Source organism: Pseudomonas sp. AAC, from assembly GCF_000725445.1.
Lineage (GTDB): Bacteria > Pseudomonadota > Gammaproteobacteria > Pseudomonadales > Pseudomonadaceae > Pseudomonas > Pseudomonas citronellolis.
Genome location: NZ_KL647098.1, coordinates 658,517 through 668,659, shown reverse-complemented (window position 1 = coordinate 668,659; position 10,143 = coordinate 658,517). Strand labels below are relative to the sequence as shown.

The window sequence follows — 10,143 nt, the reverse complement described above, 5'->3', positions numbered from 1 at the left end:
GGGCGCCACCGGCCTGTTCGAAGCGCTCCGCTGAGTCTGGCGGCCGTCCCCACGCAGGAGGGCCGATAGCGAAGCCCCGGCAGCGATGCCGGGGCTTTTTTCATGCCCGGCGCCGCCGGCGAGATCGAAGGTGTAGCGATAGGCCCGTAGGATGGTGTTGAGCGAAGCGATACCCATCACCAAGGTCCGATGGGTATCGCAAGCTCAACCCATCCTACGAGAACAACCTGCCCCCGGAAGACCCCCAAAGAAAAACCCCGGCACCAGCCGTAATGCTGTTCACTTAAGAAAGGATGTCGTTTCTCTGCCTGGGGGAAACGGTATTTTTCATTTGGGGTTATGGCTTGGCTCGCGAAGCTTGCCCCACTCCGGCCTTAACCTCGTCATTGCCGCGAACAATACTAATAACCCAGTTGCCTCGGCTTGGGTGTTTCTGCGCCGCACCGAGTCTGCCCGACCGTCTTGTTTCGCCCCCTCGGGCGAGTCCCTTTTGTCAATCGCCACAAAAGGAACCAAAAAGGCTTGCCCCGCATACGGGCCCGATGGAGCCGGGCTACCCTCGCGAATTCCCCCGCCACGGAGGCTCGCCCCGAGGGGACGTCCCTGTAGCCCATCGGGGCTCTCGCGACATCCATGTCGCATGACCTCCTGAGCGCCGGTTTCGCTCGGCCTTCTGAAGGGGCGTTTCGGAGTGCGCGGAGGTTTCTCTGGAAGTCCCAAGAGCAAAAGCCAGAGCAGAGCCGCTTTTGCTTTTCGTAGGAGCGAGCTTGCTCGCGAACGAGAGTTTCCCGAGGACGCTGGTACGTTGGGTTGACTCCGCTCCCTCTCCCCAGCCCTCGGCTGCGCGCCCCGCCCTGAAGGGAGAGGGGGCTTGTCCGTGCCGAGAGAAGATTTGGCGTCAGTCGGAAACTTTGCGGTAGCCGGCTAACGCCGAAATACCCGAGCACACCGAACGGTCCCCTCTCCCTTCAGGGAGAGGGTTAGGGAGAGGGGACGGCGTCAACGCTTGCACCGTAGCCGCCGGGTAACTCCGTTCGCGAGCAAGAGCTAGGCGCCCCCCTCGCTCCTACGAAAACAACCTGCCCCCGGAAGACCCCCAAAGAAAAACCCCGGCACCTGGCCGGGGTTCATGACTCACCTAAAACCCAGACAACACCTACTGCGCCACCCGCGCATACAGCCCGGCGGCCTGCTGCATCCGGCTGATGTACTGCATCACCTCGCGTTCCGCATCGAAGCGGGTGAAGAACGGCCCTTCCAGCGTGCCTTCGCGGGTCGAGAAGAAATACTGGCCATTGACCGCGCTGATCCGGTCGCTCCGATAGTGGGTGCCCGGCTCGCCGTCAGTCACTCGTTTACCGAACATGAAGATACCTCCCACACCTTGCGGGTTAATGATTTCAGTGTAGTCAGGCCGGGCGGCGGCGGGGCGCAGGCGACGAATGGACGGCGGCGGGGGCCTTGGCGGCTATGCTCAATGGCCAGTGGCGCGAGGCCAGGTGACTGCATGTCTTTTTGGTTATAAGAAAATCAAAATATATTCTTTTTAATGCAATCCGGCCTTGTGCATAGTGAACCCCACACGAACCAGGAGCCCAACCCATGAGTCTGCGTCTCGGCGACATCGCCCCCGACTTCGAACAGGAATCCAGCGAAGGCCGCATCCGTTTCCACGAATGGCTCGGCGACAGCTGGGGCATTCTCTTCTCCCACCCGGCGGACTTCACCCCGGTGTGCACCACCGAGCTGGGCCTGACCGCCAAGCTCAAGGACGACTTCGCCCAGCGCGGCGTCAAGGTGATCGCGCTGTCGGTGGACCCGGTGGAGTCCCACGTGAAGTGGATCGACGACATCAACGAAACCCAGAACACCGTAGTCAACTTCCCGATCATCGCCGACGCCGACCGCAAGGTCTCCGAGCTGTACGACCTGATCCACCCGAACGCCAACGACACCCTGACCGTGCGTTCGCTGTTCGTCATCGACCCGAACAAGAAGGTGCGCCTGACCATCACCTACCCGGCCAGCACCGGGCGCAACTTCAACGAGATCCTGCGGGTGGTGGACTCGCTGCAACTGACCGACAACCACAAGGTCGCCACGCCCGGCAACTGGCAGGACGGCGACGAGGTGGTCATCGTGCCCTCGCTGAAAGACGAGGACGAGATTCGCCGGCGTTTCCCCAAAGGCTACCGCGCGGTCAAGCCGTACCTGCGCCTGACCCCGCAGCCCAACCGCTGATTTTCCCGCGGCTGCCCCGCGCAGCCGCGCCTGTTCCAAACCACGAGTAGGGTATTCGGCCGGTTCGTCCGGCCGCCTTTTTTTCCGTTCCCGCCCGGCCCCGCGCCGCGCTTTGTTTTCCCGCTCTGACTTGCCCGCCACACGGGGAGAAGACGTCAGCCACGCCGCCAAGGAGATCGACCATGGGTCCGTCCACCTGGCGCCGCAGCCTGACCGCCGCTCTCCTGGCGTGTCTGCCGTTCGGCGCCTTCACTGCCACCGCTTCCGCACAAACGCCAAGGGAAGTCCGCCTGGACTACGCCTACTACGCGCCCACCAGCCTGGTGCTCAGGCACTTCGGCTGGCTGGAAGACGCGCTCAAGCCCCAGGGCACCGAGGTGCGCTGGGTGTTCAGCCAGGGCAGCAACCGCTCGCTGGAATACCTCAACGCCGGCAGCACCGACTTCGCTTCCACCGCGGGGCTGGCCGCGGTGCTCAGCCGCGCCAACGGCAGCCCGCTGAAGACCGTGTACATCGCCTCGCGCCCGGAATGGACCGCGCTGGTGGTGCCCAAGGACTCGCCGCTGAAATCCCTGGCCGACCTCAAGGGCCACAAGGTGGCCGCCACCAAGGGCACCGACCCCTACCTGTTCCTGTTGCGCAGCCTGCAGAGCGTCGGCCTGGGCAAGGGCGACGTGGAGATCGTCCACCTGCAGCACCCCGACGGCCGCACCGCGCTGGAGCGCGGCCAGGTGGACGCCTGGGCCGGGCTCGACCCGCACATGGCGGCCAGCGAGCTGCAGGCCGGCTCGCGGCTGCTGTACCGCAACGTCGATTTCAACAGCTACGGCGTGCTCAGCGTCACCGAGCGTTTCGCCAACGAGCAGCCGCAATTGATCAGGCAGGTCATCGGCGCCTACGAGCGGGCCCGCCACTGGGCCATCGAGCATCCGGAGGAGACCGCCAGGCTGCTGGCCGAGGAGGCCAAGCTGCCGCTGGAAGTGGCCAGGCTGCAGCTCTCGCGCACCGACTTCAGCCAGCCGCTGCCCGGCGCCGAGCAGGTTGCCGCGCTCAAGGCCGCCGCGCCCATCCTGGTGGACGAGCAACTGGTGCGCCCCGGCACCGACGTGGCCAAGGTGGTGGACCAGTTGATCGACCCGCAACTGGCCGGCGAAGTCATCGGCAAGCAGCCCCTGGCCAGGGCGGAATGAACCATGGGCGTGCCGAGCCGGCCCCTCGACCTGGGCCGTAGCCGCCGCCTGGCCCTGTCGTTGCGGCCGCGCCCGCTGCGCTGGCGGGCCTGGGTGCTGCCGCTGCTGCTGGGCGCCGCGCTGGAGCTCGCGGTGCGCGCCGGCTGGCTGGCGGAGAACCAGATGCCGGCGCCCAGCAGCGTCGCGCTCACCCTCTGGCAACTGGGCCATGGCGAGCTGTGGCAGCACATCGGCGCCAGCCTGGCGCGGGTGGCCAGCGGCTTCGCCATCGGCTCCTTCGCCGCCTTGGTGATCGGCACCTGGGTGGGCCTCAGCCAGCGCGCCGAGGCCTACCTGGAGCCGAGCTTCCAGGCGCTGCGGGCCATCCCCAGCCTGGCCTGGGTGCCCTTGCTGCTGCTCTGGCTGGGCATCGACGAGACGCCCAAGGTGGTGCTCATTGCCCTCGGCGCCTTCTTCCCGGTGTACCTGGCGCTGGTCGCCGGCGTGCGCGGGGTGGACCGCAAGTGGGTGGAACTGGGTCGGTTGTACCACCTGTCGACCTTCACCCTGGCGCGGCGCATCCTCCTGCCGGCGGCGCTGCCGAGCCTGTTCACCGGGCTGCGCGGCGCCCTCAGCCTGAGCTGGATGTTCCTCGTCGCCGCCGAGCTGATCGCCGCCACCCGTGGCCTGGGCTACCTGCTCAGCGACGGCCGCGAGACCTCGCGGCCGGACATCGTCATCGCCGCCATCCTGGTCCTGGCCGTGCTCGGCAAGCTCAGCGACGGCCTTCTCAAGGCCGTGGAACGCCGCGCCCTGGCCTGGCGCGACAGCTTCGAAGGCCTGGAGGGCAAGGCATGAGCGCGCTGCTGGAACTCAACAACATCCGCAAGAGCTTCGACGGCCTGCGCGTGCTCGACGACGTCAGCCTGGCGCTGGCGCCGGGGGAGGTGGTCAGCCTGCTGGGCCCCAGCGGCTGCGGCAAGAGCACCCTGCTGCGCATCGCCGCCGGCCTGGACGCCGACTTCGCCGGGCAGCTGCAGCGCAACCCGCTGCTGGGCTTCGGCCCGGACGGCGAGAGCGGCCGCGGCGGCGGCATCGGCGTGGTGTTCCAGGAGCCGCGCCTGCTGCCCTGGCTGACGGTGGCGCAGAACGTCGGCTTCGCCGACGGCTGGCTGGCCGACGACCAGCGCATCGCCCGGCTGCTGCGCGACGTCGGCCTGGAAGGCAAGGGCGGCCTGCTGCCCAAGCAGCTCTCCGGCGGCATGGCCCAGCGCGCGGCCATCGCCCGCGGGCTCTACGGCCGCCCGCAGGTGCTGCTGCTGGACGAGCCCTTCAGCGCGGTGGACGCCTTCACCCGCCTGCGCCTGCAGGACCTGATCCAGCAACTGGCCCTGGAATACGACATCAGCATCCTGCTGGTCACCCACGACCTCGACGAGGCCTTCTACCTGGGCGACCGCGTGCTGCTCCTGGGCGGCGCCCCGAGCCGCCTGCGCCGCGAGTTCCCGGTGCCCCTGCAACGCCCCCGCGACCGCCGTGCGGTGGAGCTGGCGTACCTGCGGGGAGAGGCGCTGACGGAGTTGCAGCATTCCCATGTGATCTAGATGCCGCGCTGTTCGTAGGAGCGAACTTGCTCGCGAATTGGCGTTTGCTGGTGGCGTAGGTGCTGGGTTCAAGAGCGCCCTCTCCCCAGCCCTCGGCTGCGCGCCCCGCCCTGAAGGGAGAGGGGGCTTGTCCGTGCCAGCGGGAAGGTCAGATTCAGCCGGATAGCCGAGATTGCCGGCTGACTCAGGAATACCAAAGCACTCCGAACGGTCCCCTCTCCCTTCAGGGAGAGGGTTAGGGAGAGGGAGCGGAATCTCCCCAGAACACCGCTGCCACAAGTAACTCCCGTTCGCGAACAAGCTCGCTCCTACACTCTTTATTCAAGTTATAAGCAAATGAATAAATAACATTTATTGGAATATCAAAACCCCTGTTAAGGTCTATGCACGTTGGTTAGCGAGCCGGCTTCAAGTCGGCTCTTTCAGTTATAAGGAAGCGTGCAATGTATGTGGTGACCCTCGCCGGCAGTCCGAGCCAGCGCTCCCGTTCCGCGGTCCTGCTGGACGTTGCCCGCCGGTGGCTGCATGAGCGTGGGGTGGAGGTGCGTTCCTACCAGGTGCGCGACTTCGCCGCCGAGGACCTGCTGCATGCCCGCTTCGACAGCCCCCAGGTGCTGGAGCTGCTGGAGCAGGTGGCGCGGGCCGACGGCCTGGTGATCGCCACCCCGGTGTACAAGGCCTCCATCGCCGGCGCCCTCAAGGTGCTGCTGGACCTGCTGCCCGAGCGCGCCCTGAGCCATAAGGTGGTGCTGCCCCTGGCCACCGGCGGCAGCAGCGCCCACATGCTCGCCGTGGACTACGCGCTCAAGCCGGTGCTGGCGGCGCTGAAGGCCCAGGAGATGCTGCACGGGGTATTCGCCGAGGATTCGCAGATCGCCTACGCCACGGCCGATGCGCCGGCGCAGCTGGAGCCGGCCCTGGAGCGGCGCCTGCTGGAGTCCCTGGAACAGTTCCACGGCGCCCTGGCGCGGCGGCCCCGGCCGATCGACCCGAACCTGCTTAGCGAGCGGTTGCTCAAGGCGCGCTGGAGTATTTGAGAGAGGCGGCTGCAGGCTGCAAGCGGCAAGCTGCAAGAAAAAGCGTGGAGCGCTACCGAGCCTCGAATAGGCAGGTGCGTGACTGCCAGACGACAAGAAACCAGGTCCTCAGCATCCCGCCAACGGGAGCGCAGGTCCGGCGAGCACACAACGACAAAGGAGCATGCAATGCGCAACCTCACTTTGCGTGGTGGACTGGCGGCCCTGCTGATCGCGGCCCTGGCCCACGGCGCCCAAGCCGAAGAACGACCCGGTACCCTGCGTATCGGCTACCAGAAATACGGCACCCTGGTGCTGCTCAAGGCCCGCGGCACGCTGGAGAAGCGCCTGGCCGAGCAGGGCATCAAGGTGCAGTGGACGGAATTCCCCGGCGGCCCGCAGCTGCTGGAAGGGCTGAACGTCGGCAGCATCGACTTCGGCGTCACCGGCGAGACGCCGCCGGTGTTCGCCCAGGCCGCCGGCGCCGACCTGGTCTACGTCGCCAACGAGCCGCCGGCGCCCACCAGCGAGGCCATCCTGCTGCCCAAGGACTCGCCGATCAAATCCGTAGCCGAGCTCAAGGGCAGGAAGGTCGCCCTGAACAAGGGCTCCAACGTGCACTACCTGCTGGTGCGCGCCCTGGAGGAGAACGGCCTGAAGTACAGCGACATCCAGCCGGTGTACCTGCCGCCGGCCGACGCCCGCGCCGCCTTCGAGCGCGGCGCCGTCGACGCCTGGGTGATCTGGGACCCGTACCAGGCCGCCGCCGAGAAGCAGCTGCACGCCCGCACCCTGGTCGACGCCCGCGGCCTGGCCGACAACCACCAGTTCTACCTGGCCACTCGCACCTACGCCAAGGAGCACCCGCAGGTGCTGACCACCCTGGTGGAAGAAGTGCGCTCGGTGGGCGAGTGGTCGCAGAAGAACCCCGAGCAGGTCACCGAACAGGTGGCCCCGCTGCTCGGCCTGCCCGCCGACATCACCCTCACCGCGGTCAAGCGCCAGGGCTACGGCGCGCAGTTCATCACCCCCGAGGTGGTGGCCAAGCAGCAGAAGATCGCCGACGCCTTCACCCAGCTGAAGCTGATTCCCAAGGCGCTGAGCATCAAGGACGTGGTCTGGACGCCGCCGGCGGACAGCAAGGCCAAGGTGGCCCAGGCGCAGTAAGCGTTCATTGGGTTCCCGCGTTCGCGGGAACCCAGCGACTTCACCCGATTCCGACACCCCATCATCGCGCGGCTACGCCACGCCGGCGCGCTCAATCTGGAGTTATAGCGATGAGCCTCAACATCTTCTGGTTCCTTCCCACCCACGGCGACGGCCATTACCTTGGCACCGCCGAGGGCGCCCGCGCGGTCGACCACGGCTACCTGCAGCAGGTGGCCCAGGCCGCCGACCGCCTCGGCTTCGGCGGCGTGCTGATCCCCACCGGGCGCTCCTGCGAGGACTCCTGGCTGGTCGCCGCCTCGCTGATCCCGGTGACCCAGCGCCTGAAGTTCCTGGTGGCGCTGCGCCCGGGGATCATTTCGCCGACTGTGGCCGCGCGCCAGGCAGCGACCCTCGACCGCCTGTCCAACGGCCGCGCGCTGTTCAACCTGGTCACCGGCGGCGACCCGGACGAGCTGGCTGGCGACGGCCTGCACCTGAACCACGAGGAGCGCTACGAGGCCTCCGTCGAATTCACCCGTATCTGGCGCCGCGTGCTGGAAGGCGAGACCGTCGACTACGACGGCAAGCACATCCAGGTACAGGGCGCCAAGCTGCTCTACCCGCCGATCCAGCAGCCGCGCCCGCCGCTGTACTTCGGCGGCTCCTCGGAAGCCGCCCAGGACCTCGCCGCCGAGCAGGTCGAACTGTACCTGACCTGGGGCGAGCCGCCGGCCGCGGTGGCCGAGAAGATCGCCCAGGTCCGCGAGAAGGCCGCCAAACTGGGCCGCAGCGTGCGCTTCGGCATCCGCCTGCACGTGATCGTGCGGGAAACCAACGAGGAAGCCTGGAAGGCCGCCGACCGCCTGATCAGCCACCTCGACCAGGACACCATCGACCGCGCCCAGGCCTCGCTCGCCCGCTTCGACTCGGTGGGCCAGCAGCGCATGGCCGCCCTGCACGGCGGCAGCAAGGACAACCTGGAAGTCTCGCCCAACCTCTGGGCCGGCGTCGGCCTGGTGCGCGGCGGCGCCGGCACCGCGCTGGTCGGCGACGGCCCGACCGTGGCCGCGCGGGTGAAGGAATACGCCGAGCTGGGCATCGACACCTTCATCTTCTCCGGCTACCCGCACCTGGAAGAGTCCTACCGCGTCGCCGAACTGCTGTTCCCGCACCTGGACCTCGCCCGCCCGCAGCAGCCCGAAGCCCGCGGCTACGTCAGCCCCTTCGGCGAGATGGTGGCCAACGACATCCTGCCCAAGCAGCAGGCCGCGCAGAGCTGAAGTCGACCTCGTAGGAGCGAGCTTGCTCGCGCACCCCGCGAGCAACCCGGAGAAGCACAAGACATGAAGACAAATACTCTCAACCAAGTGGCCCAGCGCCTGGCGCCCTGGGCCTTGCCGGTGGCCCTGGTGCTGGTCTGGCAGGTGGCGGTGGAGGGCGGTTTCCTCTCCAGCCGCATCCTGCCGGCGCCCAGCGCGGTGGTCGAGGCCGGCTACCAGCTGGTGAAGAGCGGCGAGCTCTGGCAGCACCTGGCGATCAGCACCTGGCGCGCCGCCATCGGCTTCGTCATCGGCGGCTCCATCGGCCTGGCCCTGGGCCTGGTCACCGGCCTGTCGAAGTGGGGCGAGCGCTTCCTCGACAGCTCGGTGCAGATGATCCGCAACGTGCCGCACCTGGCGCTGATCCCGCTGGTGATCCTGTGGTTCGGCATCGACGAGTCGGCGAAGATCTTCCTGGTCGCCCTCGGCACCCTGTTCCCCATCTACCTGAACACCTACCACGGCATCCGCAACATCGATCCGGGGCTGCTGGAGATGGCGCGCAGCTACGGCCTGTCCGGCTTCGCCCTGTTCCGCCAGGTGATCCTGCCCGGCGCGCTGCCGTCGATCCTGGTGGGCGTGCGCTTCGCCCTGGGCTTCATGTGGCTGACGCTGATCGTCGCCGAGACCATCTCCGCCAGCTCCGGCATCGGCTACCTGGCGATGAACGCCCGGGAGTTCCTGCAGACCGACGTGGTGGTCCTGGCGATCCTGCTCTACGCCGTGCTCGGCAAGCTGGCCGACCTCGCCGCCCGCGGCCTGGAGCGCGTCTGGCTGCGCTGGCACCCGGCCTACCAGGCCAAGGGAGGTGCGGCATGAACGCCCTCAGCACTCCGCAGAACCTCAAGCAGGGCATCCCGCTCGCGCTGAACGGCGTGGCCAAGCGTTTCGGCGAGCGCGAGGTGCTCAAGGGCATCGACCTGCGCATCCCGGCCGGCCAGTTCGTCGCCATCGTCGGCCGCAGCGGCTGCGGCAAGAGCACCCTGCTGCGCCTGCTGGCCGGCCTCGACGCCCCCAGCGAAGGTGAGTTGCTGGCCGGCTCCGCGCCCCTGGAAGAGGCCCGCGAAGGCACCCGTCTGATGTTCCAGGACGCCCGCCTGCTGCCGTGGAAGCGGGTGATCGACAACGTCGGCCTGGGCCTGTCCGGCGACTGGCGCAAGCAGGCCCTGGAAGCCCTGGAGGCGGTGGGCCTGGCCGACCGCGCCCGGGAGTGGCCGGCCAGCCTGTCCGGCGGCCAGAAGCAGCGCGTGGCCCTGGCCCGCGCGCTGATCCACCGGCCGCGCCTGCTGCTGCTGGACGAGCCGCTGGGCGCGCTGGATGCGCTGACCCGCATCGAGATGCAGCGGCTGATCGAGAACCTCTGGCAGCGCCACGGCTTCACCGTGCTGCTGGTCACCCACGACGTCAGCGAGGCGGTGGCCGTCGCCGACCGGGTGATCCTCATCGAGGAAGGCGAGATCGGCCTGGACCTGAACGTCGACCTGGCCCGCCCGCGCTCCCGCGGCTCGGCGCGCCTGGCCGCGCTGGAAGCCGAGGTGCTCGACCGCGTGCTGGCGTTGCCGCCGCTGCCGCCCGAGCCGGAACCCGTATCCCCACTGCCCACGCAACTGCGCTGGGCGCTCTGATCCACCGTTCATCCGTGCAC

The 10,143-nt window shown here is 68.0% G+C and carries 10 protein-coding genes; 9 read left to right on the top strand and 1 reads right to left on the bottom strand.

Annotated elements, in window-relative coordinates:
- Positions 1 to 1,156: 1,156 nt before the first annotated feature.
- Complete coding sequence (locus FG99_RS20575) at positions 1,157 to 1,366, bottom strand: DUF6316 family protein (protein ID WP_009618794.1); 210 nt, start codon at positions 1,364 to 1,366, stop codon at positions 1,157 to 1,159.
- A 236-nt stretch (positions 1,367 to 1,602) separates the two neighbouring features.
- On the opposite strand from FG99_RS20575, the gene FG99_RS20570 reads away from it, so the two are divergent.
- From FG99_RS20570 to ssuB, 9 genes are all read left to right on the top strand, one after another.
- Complete coding sequence (locus tag FG99_RS20570) at positions 1,603 to 2,241, top strand: peroxiredoxin (RefSeq protein WP_043272102.1); 639 nt, start codon at positions 1,603 to 1,605, stop codon at positions 2,239 to 2,241.
- Positions 2,242 to 2,423: 182 nt separating this feature from the next.
- Positions 2,424 to 3,431 (top strand): aliphatic sulfonate ABC transporter substrate-binding protein, encoded by a 1,008-nt coding sequence (locus tag FG99_RS20565; RefSeq protein ID WP_141766165.1) that lies wholly within the window; start codon positions 2,424 to 2,426, stop codon positions 3,429 to 3,431.
- A 3-nt stretch (positions 3,432 to 3,434) separates the two neighbouring features.
- Positions 3,435 to 4,268: an ABC transporter permease gene (locus tag FG99_RS20560; protein ID WP_081884681.1), complete on the top strand. Its 834-nt coding sequence runs from the start codon at positions 3,435 to 3,437 to the stop codon at positions 4,266 to 4,268.
- On the top strand, positions 4,265 to 5,014 hold the full coding sequence (locus FG99_RS20555; RefSeq protein WP_009618802.1) for an ABC transporter ATP-binding protein: 750 nt from the start codon (positions 4,265 to 4,267) through the stop codon (positions 5,012 to 5,014). The genes FG99_RS20560 and FG99_RS20555 overlap by 4 nt, the downstream gene beginning before the upstream one ends.
- 443 nt (positions 5,015 to 5,457) lie before the next feature.
- Positions 5,458 to 6,051: an NADPH-dependent FMN reductase gene (gene ssuE, locus FG99_RS20550; RefSeq protein WP_009618803.1), complete on the top strand. Its 594-nt coding sequence runs from the start codon at positions 5,458 to 5,460 to the stop codon at positions 6,049 to 6,051.
- A gap of 168 nt (positions 6,052 to 6,219) precedes the next feature.
- On the top strand, positions 6,220 to 7,197 hold the full coding sequence (locus FG99_RS20545) for a sulfonate ABC transporter substrate-binding protein (RefSeq protein ID WP_043272101.1): 978 nt from the start codon (positions 6,220 to 6,222) through the stop codon (positions 7,195 to 7,197).
- Positions 7,198 to 7,307: 110 nt separating this feature from the next.
- A complete protein-coding gene (ssuD, locus tag FG99_RS20540) occupies positions 7,308 to 8,459 on the top strand; it encodes an FMNH2-dependent alkanesulfonate monooxygenase (protein ID WP_043272100.1) in 1,152 nt (383 codons plus the stop codon).
- A gap of 63 nt (positions 8,460 to 8,522) precedes the next feature.
- Positions 8,523 to 9,317, top strand: a complete 795-nt coding sequence (gene ssuC, locus FG99_RS20535; RefSeq protein WP_043272099.1) for an aliphatic sulfonate ABC transporter permease SsuC — start codon at positions 8,523 to 8,525, stop codon at positions 9,315 to 9,317.
- The gene (gene ssuB / locus FG99_RS20530; protein ID WP_043272098.1) at positions 9,314 to 10,123 is read left to right on the top strand and encodes an aliphatic sulfonates ABC transporter ATP-binding protein; all 810 of its coding nucleotides are present in this window, start codon (positions 9,314 to 9,316) and stop codon (positions 10,121 to 10,123) included. Before ssuC ends, ssuB begins: the two co-directional genes overlap by 4 nt.
- Positions 10,124 to 10,143: the final 20 nt, after the last annotated feature.

Excerpts from the sequence above, each read along its gene's own strand:
- FG99_RS20575 (WP_009618794.1), bottom strand. The coding sequence starts at position 1,366 with ATGTTCGGTAAACGAGTGACTGACGGCGAGCCGGGCACCCACTATCGG.
- FG99_RS20570 (WP_043272102.1), top strand. The coding sequence starts at position 1,603 with ATGAGTCTGCGTCTCGGCGACATCGCCCCCGACTTCGAACAGGAATCC.
- FG99_RS20565 (WP_141766165.1), top strand. The coding sequence starts at position 2,424 with ATGGGTCCGTCCACCTGGCGCCGCAGCCTGACCGCCGCTCTCCTGGCG.
- FG99_RS20560 (WP_081884681.1), top strand. The coding sequence starts at position 3,435 with ATGGGCGTGCCGAGCCGGCCCCTCGACCTGGGCCGTAGCCGCCGCCTG.
- FG99_RS20555 (WP_009618802.1), top strand. The coding sequence starts at position 4,265 with ATGAGCGCGCTGCTGGAACTCAACAACATCCGCAAGAGCTTCGACGGC.
- ssuE (WP_009618803.1), top strand. The coding sequence starts at position 5,458 with ATGTATGTGGTGACCCTCGCCGGCAGTCCGAGCCAGCGCTCCCGTTCC.
- FG99_RS20545 (WP_043272101.1), top strand. The coding sequence starts at position 6,220 with ATGCGCAACCTCACTTTGCGTGGTGGACTGGCGGCCCTGCTGATCGCG.
- ssuD (WP_043272100.1), top strand. The coding sequence starts at position 7,308 with ATGAGCCTCAACATCTTCTGGTTCCTTCCCACCCACGGCGACGGCCAT.
- ssuC (WP_043272099.1), top strand. The coding sequence starts at position 8,523 with ATGAAGACAAATACTCTCAACCAAGTGGCCCAGCGCCTGGCGCCCTGG.
- ssuB (WP_043272098.1), top strand. The coding sequence starts at position 9,314 with ATGAACGCCCTCAGCACTCCGCAGAACCTCAAGCAGGGCATCCCGCTC.